Source organism: Streptomyces sp. NPDC056231, assembly GCF_048270745.1.
GTDB lineage: Bacteria > Actinomycetota > Actinomycetes > Streptomycetales > Streptomycetaceae > Streptomyces.
Map to the genome: position 1 here is coordinate 44,962 of NZ_JBLVKW010000038.1, position 23,008 is coordinate 67,969.

Sequence of the window (23,008 nt, forward strand, 5' to 3'; positions counted from 1 at the left end):
ATCAGCTGCAAGTCCAGTCGAGATCAGCGGACTTGCCGCCGGAGAGAGGCCGGCCGACCGCGGTTTCACGGAAGTCGGCCGACCGGTCTCGCAGCGAGAGGAACCCTTACTTCAGGCCGAGCTTGTCGCAGGCGGCCTTGTACTTCGGGGTGCAGATCTCGCTCACCTGGTAGATGTCGTCCTTGAGGACGGTGTCCTTGATGTTCTCCTTGGTCAGCGAGACGACCGGGATGATCACCGAGGGGACCTTCTTGGTGGTGGGGCTGTCGACCGTGGAGGTCGTGAGGGAGCCGAGCTCCTTGCCCTGGGCCAGCTTCACCGCCATCTCTGCGGCGATCGGGCCCTCCTGCACGTACGGCTTGTAGATGCTCATGAACTGCTCACCGGCGACGATGCGCTGCACACCCGCGAGCTCGGCGTCCTGGCCGGTGACCGGCGGGAGCTGAGAGACACCGGCGGCCTTGAGGGCGGTGATGATACCGCCGGCCATGCCGTCGTTGGCGGAGTAGACGCCGACGATCTTGTCCTTGCCGATGGCCGAGATCGCCGCCTCCATGTTGGCGTTGGCGTTCTGCGGCTTCCACTCCTTGGTGTCGTACTCCTTGCCGATGTTCACCTTGCCGTCGAGCTCGGCGTGCGCGCCCTTCTTGAAGTCAGCGGCGTTGGGGTCGGTGATCGCACCGTTCATCATGACGATCTGGCCGGACTTGGCCTTGTCGCCGAGGGCGTCCAGCAGCGCCTTGCCCTGGACGTGTCCGACCTGGACGTTGTCGAAGGAGACGTACGAGTCGATCGGGCCCTGCGCCAGGCGGTCGAAGGCGACGACCGGGATACCGGCGTCGTGGGCCTTCTGGACCGAGGTCTTGATGGAGGCGGAGTCCACCGCGTCCACGATCAGCACGTCGACCTTGTTGGTGATCATGGTGTCGACCTGCTGGGCCTGGGTCGGTGCGTCCCCTTTTGCGTTGAGGTACTGGACCTTGCCCTTGCCGTTGGTCAGCTCGCTGACCTTCTTCTCGATGAGCGGCCTGTCGAACTTCTCGTAGCGCGCGGTCTGGTTCTCCGGAAGGAGCAGACCGATGGTGATGTCGTCGCCCTTCTTGGCGCTCGACTCCGTGCTCTTCTTGCCATCGGCGTCCTTGGCGCTGCCACAGGCAGCGAGGGATACGGCCATCGCGGTGGCGGCAACGGCAACGGCGGCACGACGCAGACGCGTGTTCATTCTCGAACCTCCCTGACGAGGCCGCGACGTTGCGGCCGAGGTGGCTGGAAGTCAACTCGGCTGCGACGTCAACGTCAAGGAGTAAATCCTTAACGAGATGACAACGGTGCCATTCGTTATCTAAGTGAAGGCAGGTGCTGCCAGGGGCGACGCGCTCTCCAAAAGGGTTGAATCCCCCATTTCGCTCAGTACGAGAGCCAGCGCACCGAGCACCTCGGCCCGGCCGCCGAGTGCCCCCGGAAGGACCGAGAGCTGCCGGGCGGCGCTGGGGATGGCATAGCGCGACACCGAGTCGCGGATCGGCCCGAGCACCAACTCCCCCGCCTCGGCGAGGGAGCCGCCGAGAACCACCCGGCTGGGGTTGAGCAGGTTGCAGAGATTGGCGACGCCGCTGCCGATGTGCCGCCCGACGTCCGCGATCACCCGGCGGCAGCCCGGATCGCCCTCCCGGGCCAGCTTGACCACCCGTTCCATCGTGAGATCGGGCCCGTGGCTGGGCTGGAGCAAGGGCAGCACGTACCGCGCGGCGGTGAAGGTCTCCAGGCACCCGCGGTTGCCGCAGCGGCAGACGGGACCCGATTCGTCGAGCGTGATGTGGCCGATCTCGCCGGCTGTGCCGCCCGGCCCCCGGTAGATGTGCCCGTCGATCACCAGACCCGCGCCGACACCGCTTGCGACCTTGATGTACGCGAGGTCCTTGACCCCCCGGCCGCTCCCCCAGACGAGCTCTCCCAGCGCCCCGAGGTTGGCGTCGTTGTCGACGTACACCGGCACGCCCAGCCGTGCGGCGAGCTCCGCGCTCGGATTGATGCCCGTCCAGCCCGGCAGGATCGACGTGGAGCCCAGCGTGCCGGACTCCACATCGATCGGACCGGGAACGCCGAGGCCCACTCCGATCACCTTGTCCGGGCCGATCCCGGTCGTCTCGATCAGCCGATTGACCAGCCGCTCGGCCCGTCCGAACCCCTCCGCCGAGGAGGCGTCCACGTCGAGTGGCTCGGACTCCTCGGCGAGCACCTGGTGGGCAAGGTTGCCGACTGCCACCCGCAGATGCGTGTGCCCGAAGTCGACGCCGATCACGATGCCCGCGTCACCGCTCAGGGAGACACTGCGGGCCCGGCGGCCGCCCGCCGAGGTGGGGGTCACCTCGACCGTGCCGCCATCCTTCAGTTCGCGAACGATATTGGAGACCGTGGCCGCGGAGAGGCCCGTGCTTCTGGCGATCTCCGCCTGGGTGAGCGAACCCGCCATACGTACGGCACGCACGACCCGCTCAAGGTTGGCGCGATGCAGAGATGTCTGCGACCCCGGAGTCTCCATCGACTCTCTCACTCCTACCGTTTTCTCCAACATGTGAACTCTAAGCTGACCGTTTTGGGGTCCTCCCCGTCAAGACCTTGAGCAATCTGAGCCTCGGATGAGCGGGCAGGCCCCGAGGGGCGGACACAGAGAACGGACGAACCGCCCGCCGGCACAGGGCCGACGGGCGGTTCGTCCGTCTCTACGTATTCGGCGGGTCGCTACTTCACGGCTCCCGCGGTCAGGCCCGCGACGACCTGACGCTGGAAGATGATGTAGGCCGCGAGGACCGGCAGCATCGCCATCACCAGACCGGCGAAGAGGCCGGACCAGTCCCCCTTGTATCCCTGGCTGGTGGCCAGTTCGACCAGGCCCTGGGAGAGCACCCGGTGATCCGGTTCGGTGTTCAGCACCGTCGGCAGCATGTACTGGTTCCACTGCCCGAGGAAGTTGAAGATGCCGACGCTGATCAGGCCGGGCTTCGCCATCGGCAGCATCACCTGGAAGAACGTCCGGGTGTGCGAGGCCCCGTCGAGCATCGCCGCTTCGGCCACCGAGCTCGGCAAAGTCCGGAAGAACGAGGTGAGGAAGAAGACGGTGAACGGCAGCGAGTACGCGATGTAGACCAGGATCAGTCCGTGCACCGTGTTCAGCAGACCCATGTTGTTCATCACGAAGAACAGCGGGACCAGCGCCAGGATGATCGGGAAGCTCATCCCACCGATGAACAGGTAGTAGAAGAAACGGTTACCGGGGAAGTCGAACCGCGCCAGTACGTACGCCGCCATGGAACCGAGCAGCAGGGTGCCGATGAGCGAGCCGCCCACCACGATGATCGTGTTGAAGAAGTAGTCGCTCATGTGCGCCTGGCTCCAGGCGCGCGACCAGTTCTCGAAGTGCAGCTTGTCCGGCAGCGCCCACGGCGTCGACAGGATCGAGTCGTCCGACTTGAAGGACGCCATCACCGCCCAGAGCAGCGGCATGACGACCAGGATCGCCCAGATGATCAGTACACCGTGCGAGAAGACGTTGAGGACGGAGCCCTCGCTGCTCTTCTCCTTCTTGCCACCGGGCACGGTCACCGGCGACACGGGCACGCGGTCCGCCGCGGGCGCGGGAGGGGTGTCAGTGGTCTTCATCAGAACTCCAGCCGCTCGCGCCGGCCCAGTCGCATCACAATGGCCGCGAAGGCCATGGTGACGATGAGCAGTCCGACACCGATCGTTGTTGCGTATCCTGCCTGGCCGTCACGGAAGGCCGTCTGGTACACGTACAGCGGCAGGACCGTGGTCGAGTAGTCGGGACCACCGGGACCCACGGTCATGACCTGTACGGCCGTGAACGCCTCCACGCCGAGCGCCAGAATTCCCATGTAGACCCAGCCCGACTGCACGGTGTCCCAGAGCAGCGGCAGGGTGATCCGGAAGAACGTCGTGATGCGGTTGGCGCCGTCGAGGAGCGCCGCCTCGTAGAAGTCCTTCGGAATGGACGCCATTCCGGCGGAGAACAGGACGACGAAGAATCCGACCGTCGACCAGACCAGCACCGACATGACGCAGATGAGCGCGAGGTTCGGATCGCCCAGCCAGTCCGGCTGGATGGAGCCGAGACCGATGCCCTTCAGGGTCGAATTCAGCATCCCGTCACTGGGGTTGAACGCGAACTGGAAGAGCAGGGCGACGATCACGATCGAGAGGACCTGCGGGAAGAAGTAGGCGATCTTGTAGAAGCCCGAGCCCCGCACGCCGGCGACCGTGGCGTTCTTCCGCCGCCGGCCGCCGACATTGAGCATGAAGGCAAAGAAGAGCGCGAGGCCCAGCGTCACCAGCGGCAGCAGCAGCACAAGCAACACGCTGTGCTGCAGGGACTTCCAGAAAATGTCGTCCTTGAGCATCCTGGTGTAGTTGTCGAAGCCGACCATCTTGAAGTCCGGGCTCAGGCCGGTCCAGTCCGTGAAGGAATAGTAGATGGACTGGATGAACGGCCAAATGACGAAGACCGCGTACAACGCCAGTGGGGCCGCCAAGAACCCCACAATGAACCGGTACTTGCCGTGCTGCATCGTTTACCGACCCCGATCTTTCCGCGGGTGCCGCCGCTGGTGACGGTTGCTCACTGGTGCTTGTAGTGCTTGATGGACTGGTCCTTGGCCGCCGCGTCCGCGAAGGCCTGGATCTTCTTGATGGCTTCCGCCGGGGTCGCGCGGCCCGCCATCATCTCGCCGATGCCGGCGACGCCGATCTGCTCCTTCTGGAGCTTCACGTACCAGTCCTGCAGACGCGGGTTCACCACGTTGTCGCCGGCCTTCTTCAGCGCGTCGACGCCGGCCTGCATGGCCGTGGACAGGGTCAGACCGTCGGTGCCGCCGTTGAAGGCGCTGAGGGACTTGACCTGCTTGGTGAAGTTCTTCGAGGACTCCTCGGAGAGCATGATGCGCAGCTGCTCCATGCCGCCCTCGGGGTTCTTCGCCTTGGCCGGGACGATGAAGGGCTCACCGCCGGAGGCCCAGATGGTGCCGAACGGCATCTTGTCGGACGCGTCCAGGCTGGACGGCGCCGAGACCATCATCTTGAAGTCCTTGGGCGTGGTGGGCGCCGCCTCGTTCTCCACCCACGAACCGTTCGGGATGAAGAGCGCCTTGCCCTTGGTCCACTCGGTCTGCGACTGGATGTGGGTCATGCCCGGGGTGCCCTTGAGGACGTACCCCTTCTGGTACAGCTCGTAGTACGCCTCGAACGCCGCCTTGACCGCGGGGTCCTTCCAGGCGTTCGGCTCGAGGTTGTCGATCTTGTCGAGAACCTCCCGGCCACCGATCTTGGCGATGAACGGGTAGAGCGAGAACGGCAGGTAGTACGGGTACTTACCGGCGTACGTCCAGCCGGCGATGCCCTTCTTCTTCGCCTTCGCGCAGAGGGCGAGCATGTCGTCCCAGGTCTCGGGGTACTGCGCGTCGAGATTGTCCAGCGCGGTCTGCGAGTACCAGACACCGTAGACCGTGTACGCGTAGTACATGATCCAGACCGGGTCGCCGTCGAACTGGCCCATCTCCAGGACACCGGGACGCAGCGTGTCGCGGACCTTCTTGCTCGGGTCGTCGATGGACGGGGCGTCCATCAGCGGCGTCAGGTCGAGCAGCTGCTTCTTGCCGACGAGGACACCCATGTCCATCTGCTCGGCGCCCGAGTTGTCGATCAGGTCCGGCGGGGTGCCGCCGTTGAAGCGCGGCTGCAGCTGCGACTGGATCTTCTGGGTGGCGGTGTGCTTGACCTTCGGGGCCTTCGGGAAGGCCGCGTTGTACTTCTTCTCCGCGTCGATCGCGTACTGCTGACCGAAACCGCCGTCGAAGATGACGACGTCGAGGGCGGCGGTCTCGTTGACGCCGAGCGGGTTCTTGGCGCTCGTCTTGCCCTTCTTGACCGAGTCGTCGGTGCCGCTGTCGCTACTCGCACACGCCGACAGGAAGCTCATGGTCGGAACGGTGATCAGACCGAGTGCGGCAGACCGCTTGATCACGTCGCGACGGCCAAGGCCCTCATTCGTGTGGCCGGAGGTGGATCCCATGCTCAAGTCCTCGCCTTCTCCAGGACTCAGGCGGTGTGTACCGGTCGCCCGTCGAAATTCGCCTCAGGCGAAGGGCCCCGCCACCGCGGTCAGTTGCGCTTGGGTCATGCTGATTTTGCAGGCTAGCCGGATGCAGTGGGGGTTTCGGGAGATCGAGCGGCGGATGCACCTCATGGGCACCCCCTCGACCGTTCCCCCGGCCCCCTTGTCCGCCCGCGTGGAAAACGGCGGGGCAGACGCCGACAGGTATAGTCCACTTGCAGCCAACTGAGCAAGATCGAATGCAGCTTTGGGCAGCAGTCTTTCCCGAGTTGAGACCTCGCGGATACATGGGCTCCATGCGCCCCCGTCCCGGTGTAACGATTTCCGCAATCCGGTCGATTCACCCGACCCTCCGCGCCCAACACCCTTGACACATCCGGCCACTTGGCTCCCTACTGGATCCTGCGCATCACTCTGACAACGTTGTCCAACGCGCACTTCCCCGGGAGGAATGGCTCGGCATGCAGCCCCGACATGGTTCTCGCAAGAGACAAAGCCGCACAGCCGCATTCATTGCGGCCTCACTGGTCCTGGTCGTGACCGCCCCGACGGCGGCCGCCGCCCAGTCGGCAAGTTCCCCCGAAAGGGGTGAAAAGCCCACAGCCGACCAGACGTTCACCTCCTCGTTCGAGGCAGACGAAAAGCAGCCGGACTGGCGCAATACCGTGGAAGAGGGGCCTGACGGAAAGAAGCGGTCGTCGGGCATCGACGGTGGCTTCTCGTCCGGAATACCGGGCAACGTCACGGATAAGGTCACGGATGTCCGCGCCAGTGACGAGAACACCGGCGGCGGTGAGGTGAAGGAGAACCTCATCGACGGGGAGTCCGCCACCAAGTGGCTGACCTTCGAGCCCACCGCCTGGCTGGAGTTCGATCTGGCCGAGCCGGTCAAGGTCGTGACCTACGCACTCACCTCGGCCAACGACTACGCCGAGCGCGACCCGCGGAACTGGACGCTCCAGGGCTCGTCCGACGGCAAGACGTGGAAGGACCTCGACTCCCGGACCGACCAGTCCTTCAGCGAGCGCTTCCAGACCAAGTCGTACGACATCACGGCCGACACGGCCTACCAGCACTTCCGTCTGGACATCACGAAGAACAACGGCGCCTCGAACATCACTCAGCTCGCCGACGTCCAGTTCTCCGACGGCAGCACCAGCACGCCGGCGCCCGCCGAGATGCGCAGCCAGACCGACCGCGGTCCGTCCGGCTCCCCCACGGCCAAGGCCGGCGCGGGCTTCACGGGCAAGAAGGCCCTGCGCTACGCGGGCACGCACAAGGCGGACGGCCGGGCGTACTCGTACAACAAGGTCTTCGACGTCGACACAGCCGTCACCCGGGACACCGAGCTCTCCTACCTCGTCTATCCGCAGATGGGCGAGACGGACCTCGCGTACCCGGCCACGCATGTGGCGGTCGACCTCGCGTTCACCGACGGCACGTACCTGAGCGATCTGGGCGCCACCGACAGCCACGGCGGCCCGCTGACCCCGCAGGGCCAGGCCGACGCCAAGCGGCTGTACGTCAACCAGTGGAACAAGGTTGCCTCGCGCATCGGCACGGTCGCGGCGGGCAAGACCGTCGACCGGATCCTGGTGGCGTACGACTCCCCCAAGGGCCCGGCGAAGTTCCAGGGCTGGATCGACGACATCAAGCTCGCCCCGAAGGCCCCGGAGAGCCGCCGGGCGCACCTGTCCGACTACGCGTCGACGGTCCGCGGCACCAACTCCAGCGGCGGCTTCTCGCGCGGGAACACCTTCCCCGCCACCGCCGTCCCGAACGGCTTCAACTTCTGGACGCCGGTCACCAACGCCGCCTCGACGAGCTGGCTGTACGACTACCAGCGCGCCAACAACGCCGACAACCTGCCCACTCTCCAGGCGTTCAGCGCGAGCCATGAGCCGAGCCCGTGGATGGGTGACCGGCAGACGTTCCAGCTGATGCCGTCGGTGGCCAAGGACACCCCGGACGCCTCCCGCACGGCGCGCGCGCTGCCGTTCAAACACGAGAACGAGACGGCGAAGCCGCACTACTACGGTGTGACGTTCGAGAACGGCCTCAAGGCCGAGATGACGCCGACCGATCACGCGGCGCGGATGCGCTTCACGTACCCCGGTGACGACGCGTCCGTCGTCTTCGACAACATCTCCAACGACGGCGGACTCACCCTCGACCCGGGGACCAGCTCCTTCACCGGCTTCTCCGACGTGAAGAGCGGCCTCTCCACCGGCGCCACCCGGCTCTTCGTCTACGGCGTCTTCGACGCCCCGGTCACCGCGAGCGGCAAGCTCAAGGGCGGCGGCGGTGACGACGTGACGGGCTACCTCCGCTTCGACGCCGGCAAGGACCGCACGGTCAACCTGCGGCTGGCCACCTCGCTGATCAGCATCGACCAGGCGAAGCAGAACCTCGCCGCCGAGATCCCCGCGTCCCGTTCCTTCGGCCGCGTCGAGGACCGGGCGCAGCGGGCCTGGGACGAGATCCTGGGCAAGGTGGAGGTCGAGGGCGCGGACGCCGACCAGCTGACGACGCTCTACTCCAGCCTGTACCGGCTGTACCTCTACCCGAACTCGGGCTTCGAGCGGGTCGACGGCAAGGACCAGTACGCCAGCCCGTTCTCGCCGCAGATCGGCTCGGACACCCCCACCCACACGGGGGCGAAGATCGTCGACGGCAAGGTGTACGTCAACAACGGCTTCTGGGACACCTACCGGACGACGTGGCCCGCGTACTCCTTCCTCACGCCGGGCAAGGCCGGCGAGATGGTCGACGGATTCGTCCAGCAGTACAAGGACGGCGGCTGGATCTCCCGCTGGTCCTCCCCCGGCTACGCCGACCTGATGACCGGCACCTCGTCGGACGTCGCGTTCGCGGACGCGTACGTCAAGGGCGTGAAGTTCGACGGCGAGGCGGCGTACGAAGCGGCCCTGAAGAACGCCACGGTGGTTCCGCCGACGTCGGGTGTCGGCCGGAAGGGGATGGCGACGTCCCCGTTCACGGGCTACGCGAACACGTCGACGCACGAGGGTCTGTCCTGGTCGCTGGAGGGCTACCTCAACGACTACGGCCTTGCGCAGATGGGCCAGGCGCTCTACAAGAAGACGAAGAAGGAGCAGTACAAGGAGGAGTCGGAGTACTTCCTGAACCGGGCCCGCGACTATGTCGAGCTGTTCGACTCCAAGGCGGGCTTCTTCCAGGGCAGGACCGCCAAGGGTGACTGGCGGGTCGCCTCCGGCTCGTACGACCCGCGGATCTGGGGCTACGACTACACGGAGACGAACGGCTGGGGCTACGCGTTCACGGCTCCGCAGGACAGCCGCGGTCTGGCCAACCTGTACGGCGGCCGCGACGGCCTGGCGAAGAAGCTCGACACATACTTCTCCACCCCGGAGACGGCCGGTCCCGAGTTCGTCGGCTCGTACGGCGGTGTCATCCACGAGATGACGGAGGCCCGTGACGTACGGATGGGCATGTACGGCCACAGCAACCAGGTCGCGCACCACGTCACGTACATGTACGACGCGGCGTCGCAGCCCTGGAAGACGCAGGAGAAGGTCCGTGAGGTACTCGGCCGCCTCTACACGGGCAGCGAGATCGGCCAGGGCTACCACGGCGACGAGGACAACGGCGAGCAGTCGGCCTGGTACCTCTTCTCCTCGCTGGGCTTCTACCCCCTGGTGATGGGCAGTGGCGAGTACGCCATCGGCTCGCCGCTCTTCACGAAGACCACCGTCCACCTGGAGAACGGCCACGACCTCGTGGTCAAGGCCCCGAAGAACAGCGCCAGGAACATCTACGTGCAGGGCCTGAAGGTCAACGGCAAGAAGTGGACGTCCACGTCGCTGCCGCACGAGCTGCTCGCCAAGGGCGGCGTCCTGGAGTTCGACATGGGCGCCAAGCCGTCGGCGTGGGGCACGGGCAAGAACGCGGCCCCGGCGTCGATCACCCAGGACGACCAGGTGCCGTCGCCGAAGAAGGACGTACTGAAGGGCGAAGGCGCACTGTTCGACAACACGTCGGCCACGACGGCGACGGTGACCGGCGCGGTGGAACTCCCGGTGGGGTCGGCGACGAGGGCGGTCCAGTACACGCTGACCTCGGGCGCCGCGGCGAAGGCGCCGACGGGCTGGGTCCTGCAGGGCTCGACGGACGGCACGACGTGGAAGGACCTCGACAAGCGGTCCGGGCAGTCGTTCGCCTGGGACAAGCAGACCCGGGTGTTCTCGGTGGGCACGGCGGGAACGTACGCGCACTACCGCCTGGTGCCGGACGGTGAGGGGACGCTGGCGGAGGTGGAGCTGATCTCCTGACCTCTCCACTGCTTTGAACGGCCGGTACCTCGGGTGAGGTACCGGCCGTTCTTTCGTCCCACGGTGCAGCCGAAGTCAACCGTCGGATCGGACCGACCGACGAGGAGACGAGAGGCACGGGGACGGCATTCCCTGCGGTCCGTGGCGCTCGGGCTCAGGACGACGCGGCCGCAGCCGATGTCCCCTTGAGCTCGATCTCGACGAAGGCCAGCCAGGCACTGCCGGTGTTGACGACATCGTGCTCACCGCCGGCCGGGCGGGCGTACGACTCACCGGCCCGCAGCTGGGACTCGGTCACCGACCCGTCGGGCGCGAAGGCGCTGATGACACCGTCGACGACCGGCACGACCACGTAGTCATGCGCATGGACATGGCGGCCGGTACGCGTCCCGGGCTCGAAGTCCCAGCGGGTGACCCGCACCTGGTCGTCCTCGTGCTGCACGCTCGGGCGAGCGGTTGTCGTCATCGGCCTGCTCCTCGCTGTTGGTTCGTACTCGTGCTCCGGGCCGCAAAATCCCACGTCACAGCTTTGTTCGCCGCGTCGCACCAGCCGAATATACGTGCCGCCACCAGCGCCGCACCGGCGCCCCGGGATGAACAGCGTGGGCCTGCTCAGCCCTGCTCGGGCGACTCCGGGACGGCGGCGCGGAAGAGTCTCTCGGGCAGGGCCAGGTTCAGGGCGGTGATGACCGGCTTCCCGTGCTCGGTGCCGAGCCGGGAGACGGCCCCGGTGGCGAGCTGGAACATGGTGCCGCCGGCAGGGGCCAGCCCCAGATAGCGGGCGGTGAGCACGCGCAGGAAGTGGGAGTGCGCGACGAGAGCGATGTCCGCGTCCCCCACCTGTTCGGCGGCCGTCCGTACCTCGGTGAGCACGCGGTCGGCGCGCCTGCCCACCTCAGCCGGCGTCTCCCCGGGGTGCGCCGCGGGGCCGGGGGTGACGCCGTCGGTCCACAGGTTCCACGAGGGCCAGGTCCGGTGGATCTCGACGGTGGTCACGCCCTCGTAGCCGCCGTAGTCCCACTCGCGCAGGTCGGGTGTGACACGGGGTGAGTCGAGGCCGGCGAGCTCGGCGGTGCGCCGGGCGCGCAGGGCCGGGCTGACCAGGGTGAGCCCGATCTTCCGGTCGGCGATCAGTGGCACGATCGCACGGGCCTGACGCTCGCCGAGGGCGGTCAGGGGCAGATCGGTGTGGCTCGTGTGCCGCCCGTTCCGGGACCACTCGGTCTCGCCGTGCCGGATAAGGATCAACTCGCCCATGGATGCCATCCGCTCTCTGTACTGTTCGCGCCGCGTGCTGCGGATGTTGCAAACCCGCTGATCCACGATTGCATTCCGGAACGTCCACGATGGGGTGGCCGGTAGGCCGTTTCGCAGCGCGGCGGTCCTGCATCCCGCCATGCGCCGATTACGTGATCATCACGTAATGATGGGACGTCTTGTGCTAGGGGGGCATGGCTCGTGAGATTTCTACGACAGTGGACGAGAGTGGGGCGGGGCATGCCGGATCCGGTGGACTATGTTGCGCGGCTGCGCGCGGAGCGCGAGGACGCAGGCCGGGAGGAGACGTTGCGGAGGGACCGGTCCCGGCGCCGGTTCACGTGGGGACTGGCCGGAGGCACAGCGGCCGCAGCGCTGGTGGGTTTCGCAGTGTGGCTGGTCAGCAGCACGTCCGGGGAGCGGCCTGCCGACGAGCCGTTCGCCGCCGGCACAAGGCCTGAGCACATGTGGCCCGACGCGTGGCCGGCAACGACCAATCTGCCGTTTCGGGGTTCGCACGCCGCCGACTGGGCGACCGATGACACCGGTATCCAAGTGCCGGACACCAAGGCCGTGAACGGGATACCGGAGGAGCGGGTTTTCGACGCGCTGAATCGGACCAAGGATTTCTTGATCGGGGCCAATCTGGATCAGGCCGTGCTCCATGGCGGGTGGCCCACCAAGGCCCTGAACATGCTTGACGCGCAGGACTCCTCCCGCGCCCGACTGATCCGCCATCTGCGCGAACCGGGGGCGCAGGGCGGTGATCCCACCGAGATGTTCACCCGCTTCGACCCGGCAGAACTCCGTGTGGTCGAGGACGGCATCAGGGTGCACGGCCGAATGACCTTCGAGGCAGGGAGCGAGCCGGGTCAGTTGCGTGTACGAGCCGACTACACCTTCGTGTACGCATTGGGACGTGCGGCCCCGGGCGCCGAGCCGGGGCCATGGAAGGGCACGGAGGAGGTGACGCGCACAGTCGTGCGGCGGCAACTGGTCCTGGACCTCGACGAGCGAGCGGCACCCGGAAAACTGGTTCCGGTCGAGTACCGGCGGCTGCTCGGCAACCATGACTGCCGCACAGTCGACGGCTTCGTCCACCCGTACTTCTCCAGGGAGGCGGCGCGGGCCGACCGGCCGTGGCCTGTCGTCGACCCGTACGACTCGGGCAAGGACATCGCCGACGACCGGGACTGCATCGTGCCCTCGCGGACCTGATCAAATAGCCGCCGGTCACCCCTGACGCGCCTAAGGGCCGCACCCCCGGCGGGGGTGCGGCCCTTAGCGACGTACCAGACTGCCTACTTGCGGATCAGGCTGCGGAGCACGTACTGCATGATGCCGCCGTTGCGGTAGTAGTCCGCCTCACCGGGGGTGTCGATGCGGACGACCGCGTCGAACTCCACACCGGTGTCGGTGGACACCTTCACCGTGCGCGGCGTGGTGCCGTTGTTCAGCTCGGTCACGCCGGTGAAGGAGAAGGTCTCCTCGCCGGTGAGGCCGAGGGCCTCGGCGGTCGCACCCTCCGGGAACTGGAGCGGGAGGACGCCCATGCCGATGAGGTTCGAGCGGTGGATGCGCTCGTACGACTCGGCGATGACGGCCTTGACGCCGAGGAGCGCGGTGCCCTTGGCGGCCCAGTCGCGGGACGAGCCGGAGCCGTACTCCTTGCCCGCCAGGATGACCAGCGGGGTGCCGGCGGCCTGGTAGTTCTGCGAGGCGTCGTAGATGAACGACACGGGGGCATCGGCCTGGGTGAAGTCGCGGGTGTAGCCACCCTCGGTGCCCGGGGCGATCTGGTTGCGCAAGCGGATGTTCGCGAACGTGCCGCGAATCATGACCTCGTGGTTACCGCGGCGCGAGCCGTACGAGTTGAAGTCGCGGCGCTGGACGCCGTGCTCCGTCAGGTACTTGCCGGCCGGGGTGTCGGCCTTGATCGCACCGGCCGGGGAGATGTGGTCGGTGGTGACCGAGTCGCCCAGCTTCGCCAGAACGCGGGCGCCGGTGATGTCGGAGACCGGGGTGGTCTCCATCGTCATGCCCTCGAAGTAAGGGGGCTTGCGCACGTAGGTGGACTGCGGGTCCCACTCGAAGGTGTTGCCGGTCGGGATCGGCAGCGCCTGCCACTGGGCGTCGCCCGCGAAGACGTCCTGGTAGGACTTGTTGAACATGTCCTCGCCGATGGAGTTGGCGACGACGTCGTTGACCTCGGCCTCGGTGGGCCAGATGTCCGCGAGGTAGACCGGCTTGCCGTCCTGGTCGATGCCCAGGGCGTCCTTGGTGATGTCGACCTTCATCGAGCCGGCGATGGCGTACGCGACGACCAGCGGCGGGGACGCCAGGTAGTTCATCTTGACGTCGGGGTTGATCCGGCCCTCGAAGTTACGGTTGCCGGAGAGCACCGAGGTCACGGCCAGGTCGTGCTCGTTGACCACCTTGGAGACCTCCTCCGGCAGCGGGCCGGAGTTGCCGATGCAGGTGGTGCAGCCGTAGCCGACGAGGTTGAAGCCGACCTTGTCGAGGTACGGGGTCAGGCCCGCCTTGTCGAAGTAGTCGGTGACGACCTTGGAACCCGGGGCGAGCGTGGTCTTGACCCACGGCTTGCGGGTCAGGCCCTTCTCGACCGCCTTCTTGGCCACGAGCGCCGCGGCGACCATGACGTACGGGTTCGAGGTGTTGGTGCAGGACGTGATCGCGGCGACGGTGACGGCGCCGTGGTCGATCTCGTACGTCGTCCCGTCGGGGGCCGTGACCGTGGTCGGACGCGACGGCACACCGTTGGTGGAGGCCGGGGCGTCGGACGCCGGGAAGGACTCCTTGCCGGCCTCCTCGTCCTCGGAGACGTAGTTGCGGACGTCCTGCGCGAACTGCTGCGAGGCGTTGGCGAGGACGATGCGGTCCTGCGGGCGCTTCGGGCCGGCGATGGAGGGGACGACCGTGGCGAGGTCGAGCTCCAGCTTCTCGGAGAAGTCCGGCTCGGCGGCCGGGTCGAGCCAGAGGCCCTGCTCCTTGGCGTACGCCTCGACGAGCGCGACCTGCTGCTCGTCACGGCCGGTCAGGCGCAGGTACTTCAGCGTCTCGTCGTCGATCGGGAAGATCGCGGCGGTGGAGCCGAACTCCGGCGACATGTTGCCGATGGTGGCGCGGTTCGCGAGGGAGGTGGCGGCGACGCCCTCACCGTAGAACTCGACGAACTTGCCGACGACGCCGTGCTTGCGGAGCATCTCGGTGATGGTCAGCACGAGGTCGGTGGCGGTGGTGCCGGGCTTCAGCTCGCCGGTCAGCTTGAAGCCGACGACGCGCGGGATGAGCATGGAGACCGGCTGGCCGAGCATCGCGGCCTCGGCCTCGATGCCGCCGACGCCCCAGCCCAGCACGCCGAGGCCGTTGACCATGGTGGTGTGCGAGTCGGTGCCGACGAGGGTGTCGGGGTACGCCTGGCCACCCCGGACCATGACCGTACGGGCCAGGTGCTCGATGTTGACCTGGTGGACGATGCCGGTGCCCGGGGGAACGACCTTGAACTCGTCGAAGGCGGTCTGGCCCCAGCGCAGGAACTGGTAGCGCTCCTTGTTGCGGCCGTACTCCAGCTCGACGTTCTGGGCGAACGCGTCGTTGGTGCCGAACTTGTCCGCGATGACGGAGTGGTCGATGACCAGCTCGGCCGGGGCGAGGGGGTTGATCTTCGCCGGGTCGCCGCCGAGCTCCTTCACGGCCTCACGCATGGTGGCGAGGTCCACGACACACGGAACACCGGTGAAGTCCTGCATGATCACGCGGGCCGGCGTGAACTGGATCTCCTGGCTGGGCTGGGCCTGGGAGTCCCAGCCACCCAGCGCCCGGATGTGGTCGGCGGTGATGTTCGCGCCGTCCTCGGTGCGGAGCAGGTTCTCCAGCAGCACCTTCAGGCTGTAAGGGAGGCGCGCGGAGCCCTCGACCTTGTCCAGCTTGAAGATCTCGTACGACTCGTCGCCCACGCGCAGCGTGCTGCGGGCGTCGAAGCTGTTCGCCGACACGACAGTCTCCTTCATCAATGTGCGCGTACTACCGCGCCGCGCCTCATTACGGCGGGCGCCGCGTGGTGCCGCCTACGGCTCCTCGACCATCCGCTAAGGTAAGGCTTAGTTAGGTAACCCTTACCGTTGGGCGGCGCGGTGCACCTTCGGCAGATATCTCGATGTCGAGATAACTCTAGTACATCACCGCGGAACGGTCATGCCCGGCTGCCTGTGCGATGCCGCCCGTCTCGCACCGGCCCCCCGGCATGGCGCCGCGGCGCGGCAGCCGTCCGCCCTGCAACGCACGACAGCCGCCCGACGCGCTCAGGAGTTCTCGGCCAGGACCTCGCTGCGCGGCACGACGCTCCTCCGCTCCCGTACGTGGGCGTGGGCCACGAGACCGAGGAGAAGCGCGAGGAGTGCGACCGACGAGCCCACCGTCCCGAGGTCGAGACCGCCCTTGGCGACAGGCTTGGTGAGGAAGTCGCCGACGGTGGCTCCGAGGGGGCGCGTGAGCACGAACGCGATCCAGAACAGCAGGACATTCGGCACGACAGGCACCCGCATGAGTGCGAGAAGCACCGCGAGCAGCCCGCAGACCAGAAGCGCGCCACCCGCATAACCGAGTCCGGAGCTGTCGGACAGGAAATCACCCATGGAAGTGCCGAGCGTGTTCGAGACGAGAATCGCCGACCAGAAGAGAGCCTCCCCGCGAAAGGTGACGATGTCGCGGATGGAGAACGTCAGCCCGGTGAACTTCCAGATGACGAAGATGGCAATCAGGAGCGAGATCAGAATCGCGGCTCCCGTGGGGTACCCCAGCCCCAGGCCTTGCGGCCCCCAGCCCAGCGAAGTGGTCCCGCCGGACAGGTATCGAGAGCTGGCGTCACGGTTCATGAAGTCGGACATCGTGGTGCCGGCCGTGCTGGTGGACAGGATGACGGTCCAGTAGAAATAGGGGTTGTAGTGCGTGGACCTCAGCTGCACGACCAGCGTGACGACGAAGATCAGGAACAGCGCGACCGTGGTGAGGAAGTAGCCGAGGCCGAGGGTCTGGGCGAACAGGTCACCGGCCGTCTCGCCGAGCGTCGTCGCGGCGATCTTCATGATCCAGAAGGCCAGGGTGACCTCCGGCAGCTTCTTCATCACAGAGTGACCGGTGCCGGTGTTCAGGTCGGTAAGGAATTCAGACTTCTCCAATGTCAATCGCTCCTGTTCGGCCGAACGGCGCCTCGCTCTCCCGGAGTGAGTGCCTTCCACGTCGCGGATAAGTGGACATCACAGTGTCGCGGGCGTCAGTCATCCCATTGCTCGATGGCGCTGCGTGTCCGCAGGTATTTATTACTTCTTTGAATACGGAGACGAGCGTGCCGCGCTCCGCTGATTCGAGGACGCGGTGGCGGTCTTTGTTTTCGATGCAGACAGTCGGTGCGCCCCGCTAAGGGCTGTCCCGTAATCCCTGGTGGATCAGCGCGCGGCGTCAGATGCGGTGCATCGCAAGGCGGAGGGGCGTTCTCATACTGGGCGTATGCGGGCGTTCCGACAACGCAGCGAGGTGCCGCAGCTGTCGTCGTGCGCCCGCCAGGGATTACGGGACAGCCCTTAGGGTGGGCCGCCAGGGCGCACCGGCCCGGGGAGACCCGCCGCACCCCCCGGCAGGATCATGCCGTCCGCGGCGTGACACCCGGACGGATGTGCGCGGCGCGCTCCGCGTCACCCGCGCGGACGCACGCCGCGTGCCGGACCGCCGCACCCGGCGGACGATGAGAACAGCCGACACGTACCCGGAATCGGAGACGGAGCGCCGCGGCCAGCCACCGCCCACCTCCCCCACCATCCCCCACACTTCCCGTTCTCACCTGCTCCCATCACACCCATCACCCGAATGCCACACCCCCATGCGATCTTCATCTCATATCTGAGATAACCTGGCGCCATGTCAGACGACTACCTCGTACGCATCGGCAAGCTCATACGTGACGCCCGTCAGCACCGTGGCTGGACGCAGAGTCAGCTCGCCGAGGCGCTCGCCACCAGCCAGAGCGCCGTGAACCGCATCGAGCGGGGCAATCAGAACATCAGCCTTGAGATGATTGCCCGCATCGGTGAAGCACTCGACAGCGAGATCGTGTCGCTCGGCTACGCCGGGCCGATGCATCTGCGGGTCGTCGGCGGGCGCCGGCTCTCCGGCTCGATCGATGTCAAGACCAGCAAGAACGCCTGCGTGGCCCTGCTCTGCGGCTCGCTGCTCAACAAGGGCCGTACGGTACTGCGCCGGGTCGCCAGGATCGAAGAGGTCTACCGCCTCCTCGAAGTGCTGAACTCCATCGGTGTGCGCACCCGATGGATCAACGACGGGACCGATCTGGAGATCGTCCCGCCGGCCCGGCTCGACATGGCCGCCATCGACGCGGACGCCGCCCGGCGGACCCGCTCCATCATCATGTTCCTCGGCCCGCTGCTGCACCGCATGGACCGGTTCACACTGCCGTACGCGGGCGGCTGCGACCTCGGCACCCGGACCATCGAGCCGCACATGATCGCGCTGCGCCGGTTCGGCCTGGAGATAGCCGCGACCGAGGGTCTCTACCACGCCCAGATAGACCACTCGGTGACCCCGGACAGGCCCATCGTGCTGACCGAGCGCGGCGACACGGTGACGGAGAACGCGCTGCTGGCCGCGGCCCGCCACGACGGGACGACCGTCATCCGCAACGCCTCGTCCAACTACATGGTCCAGGACCTGTGCTTCTTCCTGGAGGCACTGGGCGTACGGGTCGACGGCGTCGGTACGACGACGCTGACCGTGCACGGTGTCCCGCACATAGATGTGGATGTCGACTACTCCCCCTCCGAGGACCCGGTCGAGGCGATGAGCCTGCTCGCCGCCGCCGTGGTGACCGAGTCCGAGCTGACGATCCGCCGGGTACCGGTCGAGTTCCTGGAGATCGAGCTCGCGGTGCTGGAGGAGATGGGCGTCGACTGCGACCGCACGGCGGAGTACCCGGCGGACAACGGCCGTACCCGCCTGGTCGATCTGACGGTCCGGCCCTCCAAGCTGGAGGCCCCGATCGACAAGATCCACCCGATGCCGTTCCCTGGTCTCAATATCGACAACGTGCCGTTCTTCGCGGCCATCGCCGCGGCGGCGCAGGGCAAGACACTCATCCACGACTGGGTCTACGACAACCGCGCGATCTACCTGACGGACCTCAACCGGCTGGGCGGCCGCCTCCAACTCCTCGACCCGCACCGGGTCCTGGTGGAGGGCCCCACCCGGTGGCGCGCGGCCGAGATGATGTGCCCGCCGGCACTGCGGCCCGCCGTGGTCGTCCTGCTCGCGATGATGGCGGCCGAGGGGACCTCGGTACTGCGCAACGTGTATGTGATCAACCGCGGTTACGAGGAGCTGGCGGAACGCCTCAACTCGGTGGGCGCGCAGATCGAGATCTTCCGCGACATCTGACCGGCGGATGCCGCCGCACTCTGTCTGACCTGCGCTGATGCGGGTTTCGAGGGGGTGCTGCGGCACCTCACGCTGAACGGGGTGAGGTGCGCACACTGTGCGTGGTGGCCACCAGTAGTACGCGCTCCAGAGCCCGCCCGGCCCGCAGCCACTCCACGGGACGGTCGAAAGCCTTCCAGAGCAGGACCAGTTGGACCTGGCGCTCAAAGGGCGCGTGGACCGTGCGGCGGGCCGGGCCGATGCCGCCGAAGTCCAGTACCGGCGCCCGCCGCTCCGCGTCCCGCGGGCCCGGCGCGGTGGCCGGGACCCCATAGGGGCCGCCGCCCGGGGCAGTGAGCCAGAAGCAGCATTCCTCGGTCCGGGCGGACTCGTCCAGTCCGTCGTGCACGGATTGTCAGTGCGAGCCAACCTCGGCACGGCCCACGAGGACCTGTGGGCGACGGCGCGGCTCGCCCACGAACTGATCTGCCGACACCTCACGTCACCAACAACCTGACCCGTAAGCAGCCGCGGCCTCAGCCCTCCGTCACCGAGGCCACCGTGGCGCGCGGGGTGCACCCGCCCTGGAGGCCGTCGCCGAAGCGGATCAGGAACTGGGCGTGGCCCGGCCTGCCGGGGAGCAGGGCCCGGCGCGCAGTCCGCCACTTCAGCGCCTGGTGCCGCCGCCGGGACCGACACAGCGGCCCTGACCGGGCGGCTGGCGCGGATGCGGCGCTCGGCCTCGGCGGTGACGGTGAGCAGCTGCCGGGTGCCGACGATGCCGGGCACGGACAGCCGCGCGCCCTCGGCCCGGGTGGCCGCGGCCACCGCGGCCACCACCGGCTCGGGCACCGGGCGGCCGGTGAACGGCAGGCGGCTCGTGTGCCGCAGGGCTATGGCCTCGTAGATCCCGGGGTGGCGTGTGTGGTCGACCGGTGCACCGGTCGGCCGGACGGTGGCCAGGAGGTCGGCGTCGTCCCCCTCGGGCAGCAGCCGGACGACGGGTTGCCAGCTCAGATGGGCGGCAGCCACCCGCAGGTTGAACACGGCGGCCCCACGGACCGAAGCTGGGCCCGGCGCACCGGGTCGGCCAGCGGGAGCGTCCGCTCGCGCACCATGCGGACCTCCACCGCCCGCGCGGCGGGGTCCAGCCGGAACCGCCAGGGCTGCGAGTTGTGGATCGACGGTGCGGCCACCGGCGTCGCGACCAGGGATTCCAGGGCTTGGGTGTCGACATCGGGTAAACGCATGGCAGTTGGTTCTCTCCAAGCCCATCCCACCGGACCGGTGGTGCTCTGCCTTGAGCCTGCCGCGCCGGGGCGGCGGCCGACCATGGACCAAGAGTCCCGGGCCCACAGCATCAGGACCTCTGCCTCGCCCTTCCACCGTCGGACGGGACGGGCATGGCCCTGTGGTCCCTGCGCAACGGGGGCCTGATGGGCCCGGGTCGGGGTCATGTGGCGGCGGCTACCGCATGTTGAGCCATGACACGGTGGAGGCGTTCGACCGAAAGCGCCCATCGGGGGCGGAACCGGAACCACGGGGACGAGCGCACCCGCACAACTGAGGTGGCCCCCGTGACTCCATTCTCCAGGAGAGCACATGACATTCCATGTTGATTCCGAAGCCGGCCGGCTGCGGCAGGTCATCCTGCACCGGCCCGACCTGGAACTGAAGCGCCTGACGCCCACCAACAAGGACGATCTCCTCTTCGACGACGTGCTGTGGGTGAAGCGGGCCCGCGAGGAGCATGACGCCTTCGCCGACACCCTCCGGGACCGTGGCGTCGCGGTGCATCTGCTGGCCGATCTGCTGACCGAGGCCCTGGCCAAGCCCGCCGCCCGCACCCTCGTTCTTGACCGGGTCTTCGACGAGCGCGAGTTCGGCCCGCTGGCCACCGACCGGCTGCGGGCCGCGTTCGAGGCCATGGAGCCGGCCGAGCTCACCTCGTACCTCATCGGCGGAATGACCAAGCGGGAGCTGACGGAGCGGGCCAGTGTGGTGCCCAGTGTGCGGCTGCACGCGATGGCCCCGGACGACTTCGTCATGGCGCCGCTGCCCAACCACCTCTTCACCCGCGACACTTCCTGCTGGATCTACGACGGCGTCAGCGTCAACCCCATGCGGAAGGCGGCCCGGCGCCGGGAGACCGTCCACTTCGAGGCGATCTACGCGCATCACCCGCTGTTCGAGAAGCAGGAGTTCCGGCGCTGGTCAGATGGCCAGGCGGGCTTTCCCGCCACCATCGAGGGCGGTGACGTCCTGGTCATCGGTAACGGCGCGGTGCTGGTCGGCATGAGCGAGCGGACCACGCCGCAGGCCGTCGAGGCGCTGGCCCTGCGGATGTTCGAGGCGGGTTCGGCTCGCAGGGTGGTCGCGCTGGAGATGCCGAAGATGCGCAGCTTTATGCACCTGGACACCGTGATGACCATGGTGAGCGGGGACACCTTCACCCAGTACGCGGGTCTGGGCATGCTGCCCTCCTGCACCATCGAGCCGGGCACGGACGGTACCGGACTCGCCATCACCGAGCACCGGCCCGCCGAGATGCACGAGGCCATCGCCGACGCGCTCGGGCTGCCGTCCATCACCGTGCTCACCGCCTCCCAGGACGTCCGCTCCGCCGAGCGCGAGCAGTGGGACGACGGCTGCAACGTCCTGGCCGTGGAGCCCGGTGTCGTCGTCGCCTATGAGCGCAATGTCACCTCCAACACCCATCTGCGCAAGCACGGCATCGAGGTCATCACCATCCGCGGTAGCGAGCTCGGCCGAGGCCGCGGCGGCCCCCGCTGCATGAGCTGCCCCGTCCAGCGCGACGCCGTCTGACCACCGCTTACCGAAGGAGTACGCCATCATGGCCCGCAACCTGCGCCACCGCAGCTTTCTGAAGGAACTGGACTTCACTCCCGCCGAGTTCCGACAACTGCTGGCACTGTCCGCCCAGTTGAAGGCGGCTCGCGCCGCGGGCACCGAACAGCGGCGGCTGAGCGGCAAGAACATCGCCCTGGTCTTCGAGAAGACATCCACCCGCACCCGGTGCGCCTTTGAGACCGCCGCCCACCAACAGGGCGCCCAGGTCACATACTTGGATCCGGCCGCCTCGCAGATCGGCCACAAGGAGTCCATCAAGGACACCGCCCGTGTCTTGGGCCGCTTCTACGACGGCATCGAGTACCGGGGCAGCAGCCAGAGCATCGTGGAGGAACTGGCCGACTACTCGGGCGTTCCGGTGTGGAACGGCCTGACCGACGAGTGGCACCCCACCCAGTCCCTGGCGGACGCGCTGACCATGTGGGAGCACACCGACAAGCCGCTACACGAGATTTCCTTCGCCTACCTCGGCGACGCACGCAACAATGTCGGCAACTCCCTTCTGGTGATGGGCGCGTTGCTCGGCATGGATGTGCGGATGGTGGGCCCGGCGAGCCTGCGCAACGGCCCCGAGGTGGTCAAGGAGGCCCGGCGCATTGCCGAGTCCACTGGCGCCCGGATCACCCTCTCCGAGGACGTGGCCGAGGGCGTCGCCGGAGCGGACTTCCTCTACACGGATGTATGGGTCTCCATGGGCGAGCCCAAGGAGATCTGGGACGAGCGGATCGCCCTGCTCAAGCCCTATCAGGTGACCATGGATGTGATCGAGGCCACCGGCAACCCCCGGGTGAGGTTTATGCACTGCCTACCGGCCTTCCACAACGACGAGACCACCGTGGGCGCCCAGATCCTTGAGCACGCCGGAATGAAGGCGCTGGAGGTCACCGAGGAGGTCTTCGAGTCCTCGCACTCCGTCGTCTTCGACCAGGCCGAGAACCGGCTGCACACCATCAAGGCCGTCCTTGTCGCCACCCTCGGCGACTGACGCAATTCACGAAAGGCC

16 protein-coding genes are annotated in these 23,008 nt (G+C 67.4%); 5 read left to right on the forward strand and 11 right to left on the reverse strand.

Annotated features, from left to right (window positions below):
• Positions 1-106: 106 nt before the first annotated feature.
• The 5 genes from ACNPQM_RS25920 to ngcE form a co-directional block, all read right to left on the reverse strand.
• Positions 107-1,222, reverse strand: a complete 1,116-nt coding sequence (locus ACNPQM_RS25920) for a sugar ABC transporter substrate-binding protein (protein WP_418085910.1) — start codon at positions 1,220-1,222, stop codon at positions 107-109.
• A 120-nt stretch (positions 1,223-1,342) separates the two neighbouring features.
• The gene (locus tag ACNPQM_RS25925; protein WP_418085911.1) at positions 1,343-2,542 is read right to left on the reverse strand and encodes an ROK family transcriptional regulator; all 1,200 of its coding nucleotides are present in this window, start codon (positions 2,540-2,542) and stop codon (positions 1,343-1,345) included.
• 200 nt (positions 2,543-2,742) lie between these two features.
• Entirely contained in the window at positions 2,743-3,660 is a 918-nt protein-coding gene (locus ACNPQM_RS25930; RefSeq protein WP_418085912.1) for a carbohydrate ABC transporter permease, read from the reverse strand.
• A complete protein-coding gene (locus ACNPQM_RS25935) occupies positions 3,660-4,583 on the reverse strand; it encodes a carbohydrate ABC transporter permease (RefSeq protein WP_358856364.1) in 924 nt (307 codons plus the stop codon). The genes ACNPQM_RS25930 and ACNPQM_RS25935 overlap by 1 nt, the downstream gene beginning before the upstream one ends.
• Positions 4,584-4,633: 50 nt before the next feature.
• The gene (gene ngcE, locus ACNPQM_RS25940; protein WP_418085913.1) at positions 4,634-6,082 is read right to left on the reverse strand and encodes an N-acetylglucosamine/diacetylchitobiose ABC transporter substrate-binding protein; all 1,449 of its coding nucleotides are present in this window, start codon (positions 6,080-6,082) and stop codon (positions 4,634-4,636) included.
• A gap of 503 nt (positions 6,083-6,585) precedes the next feature.
• Here ngcE and ACNPQM_RS25945 point away from each other — a divergent pair.
• Complete coding sequence (locus ACNPQM_RS25945; protein ID WP_418085914.1) at positions 6,586-10,434, forward strand: GH92 family glycosyl hydrolase; 3,849 nt, start codon at positions 6,586-6,588, stop codon at positions 10,432-10,434.
• 154 nt (positions 10,435-10,588) lie between these two features.
• Here ACNPQM_RS25945 and ACNPQM_RS25950 read toward each other — a convergent pair whose 3' ends face one another.
• Together ACNPQM_RS25950 and ACNPQM_RS25955 are read right to left on the reverse strand one after the other, a co-directional pair.
• The gene (locus ACNPQM_RS25950; RefSeq protein ID WP_358856361.1) at positions 10,589-10,900 is read right to left on the reverse strand and encodes a cupin domain-containing protein; all 312 of its coding nucleotides are present in this window, start codon (positions 10,898-10,900) and stop codon (positions 10,589-10,591) included.
• A gap of 146 nt (positions 10,901-11,046) precedes the next feature.
• Positions 11,047-11,691 carry a histidine phosphatase family protein gene (locus ACNPQM_RS25955; RefSeq protein ID WP_418085930.1) on the reverse strand — a complete coding sequence of 215 codons (645 nt, stop codon included), beginning with the start codon at positions 11,689-11,691 and terminating at the stop codon, positions 11,047-11,049.
• 240 nt (positions 11,692-11,931) lie between these two features.
• On the opposite strand from ACNPQM_RS25955, the gene ACNPQM_RS25960 reads away from it, so the two are divergent.
• Positions 11,932-12,909, forward strand: coding sequence for a hypothetical protein (locus ACNPQM_RS25960; protein ID WP_418085915.1), 978 nt, complete (start codon positions 11,932-11,934; stop codon positions 12,907-12,909).
• Between the two features lie 83 nt (positions 12,910-12,992).
• Here ACNPQM_RS25960 and acnA read toward each other — a convergent pair whose 3' ends face one another.
• Together acnA and ACNPQM_RS25970 are read right to left on the reverse strand one after the other, a co-directional pair.
• On the reverse strand, positions 12,993-15,707 hold the full coding sequence (gene acnA / locus ACNPQM_RS25965) for an aconitate hydratase AcnA (protein WP_418085916.1): 2,715 nt from the start codon (positions 15,705-15,707) through the stop codon (positions 12,993-12,995).
• Between the two features lie 306 nt (positions 15,708-16,013).
• Entirely contained in the window at positions 16,014-16,889 is an 876-nt protein-coding gene (locus ACNPQM_RS25970) for a hypothetical protein (protein ID WP_418085917.1), read from the reverse strand.
• Between the two features lie 736 nt (positions 16,890-17,625).
• Here ACNPQM_RS25970 and ACNPQM_RS25975 point away from each other — a divergent pair.
• A complete protein-coding gene (locus tag ACNPQM_RS25975; protein WP_418085918.1) occupies positions 17,626-19,155 on the forward strand; it encodes a helix-turn-helix domain-containing protein in 1,530 nt (509 codons plus the stop codon).
• A gap of 67 nt (positions 19,156-19,222) precedes the next feature.
• Here ACNPQM_RS25975 and ACNPQM_RS25980 read toward each other — a convergent pair whose 3' ends face one another.
• Both ACNPQM_RS25980 and ACNPQM_RS25985 read right to left on the reverse strand, forming a co-directional pair.
• Complete coding sequence (locus ACNPQM_RS25980; RefSeq protein WP_418085919.1) at positions 19,223-19,543, reverse strand: hypothetical protein; 321 nt, start codon at positions 19,541-19,543, stop codon at positions 19,223-19,225.
• Between the two features lie 604 nt (positions 19,544-20,147).
• Positions 20,148-20,384, reverse strand: coding sequence for a hypothetical protein (locus ACNPQM_RS25985; RefSeq protein ID WP_418085920.1), 237 nt, complete (start codon positions 20,382-20,384; stop codon positions 20,148-20,150).
• A 352-nt stretch (positions 20,385-20,736) separates the two neighbouring features.
• On the opposite strand from ACNPQM_RS25985, the gene ACNPQM_RS25990 reads away from it, so the two are divergent.
• Entirely contained in the window at positions 20,737-21,960 is a 1,224-nt protein-coding gene (locus ACNPQM_RS25990; RefSeq protein ID WP_418085921.1) for an arginine deiminase, read from the forward strand.
• Positions 21,961-21,988: 28 nt separating this feature from the next.
• Complete coding sequence (argF, locus tag ACNPQM_RS25995; protein WP_418085922.1) at positions 21,989-22,990, forward strand: ornithine carbamoyltransferase; 1,002 nt, start codon at positions 21,989-21,991, stop codon at positions 22,988-22,990.
• Positions 22,991-23,008: the final 18 nt, after the last annotated feature.

What these genes read in the sequence shown, in the direction of transcription:
- ACNPQM_RS25945 (WP_418085914.1), top strand. Translation starts at nt 6,586, where the DNA reads ATGCAGCCCCGACATGGTTCTCGCAAGAGACAAAGCCGCACAGCCGCA.
- ACNPQM_RS25930 (WP_418085912.1), bottom strand. Translation starts at nt 3,660, where the DNA reads ATGAAGACCACTGACACCCCTCCCGCGCCCGCGGCGGACCGCGTGCCC.
- ACNPQM_RS25985 (WP_418085920.1), bottom strand. Translation starts at nt 20,384, where the DNA reads ATGCGTTTACCCGATGTCGACACCCAAGCCCTGGAATCCCTGGTCGCG.
- argF (WP_418085922.1), top strand. Translation starts at nt 21,989, where the DNA reads ATGGCCCGCAACCTGCGCCACCGCAGCTTTCTGAAGGAACTGGACTTC.
- ACNPQM_RS25955 (WP_418085930.1), bottom strand. Translation starts at nt 11,691, where the DNA reads ATGGGCGAGTTGATCCTTATCCGGCACGGCGAGACCGAGTGGTCCCGG.
- ACNPQM_RS25935 (WP_358856364.1), bottom strand. Translation starts at nt 4,583, where the DNA reads ATGCAGCACGGCAAGTACCGGTTCATTGTGGGGTTCTTGGCGGCCCCA.
- ACNPQM_RS25975 (WP_418085918.1), top strand. Translation starts at nt 17,626, where the DNA reads ATGTCAGACGACTACCTCGTACGCATCGGCAAGCTCATACGTGACGCC.
- ACNPQM_RS25990 (WP_418085921.1), top strand. Translation starts at nt 20,737, where the DNA reads ATGACATTCCATGTTGATTCCGAAGCCGGCCGGCTGCGGCAGGTCATC.
- ACNPQM_RS25950 (WP_358856361.1), bottom strand. Translation starts at nt 10,900, where the DNA reads ATGACGACAACCGCTCGCCCGAGCGTGCAGCACGAGGACGACCAGGTG.
- ACNPQM_RS25920 (WP_418085910.1), bottom strand. Translation starts at nt 1,222, where the DNA reads ATGAACACGCGTCTGCGTCGTGCCGCCGTTGCCGTTGCCGCCACCGCG.
- ACNPQM_RS25960 (WP_418085915.1), top strand. Translation starts at nt 11,932, where the DNA reads ATGCCGGATCCGGTGGACTATGTTGCGCGGCTGCGCGCGGAGCGCGAG.
- ACNPQM_RS25925 (WP_418085911.1), bottom strand. Translation starts at nt 2,542, where the DNA reads ATGGAGACTCCGGGGTCGCAGACATCTCTGCATCGCGCCAACCTTGAG.
- ngcE (WP_418085913.1), bottom strand. Translation starts at nt 6,082, where the DNA reads ATGGGATCCACCTCCGGCCACACGAATGAGGGCCTTGGCCGTCGCGAC.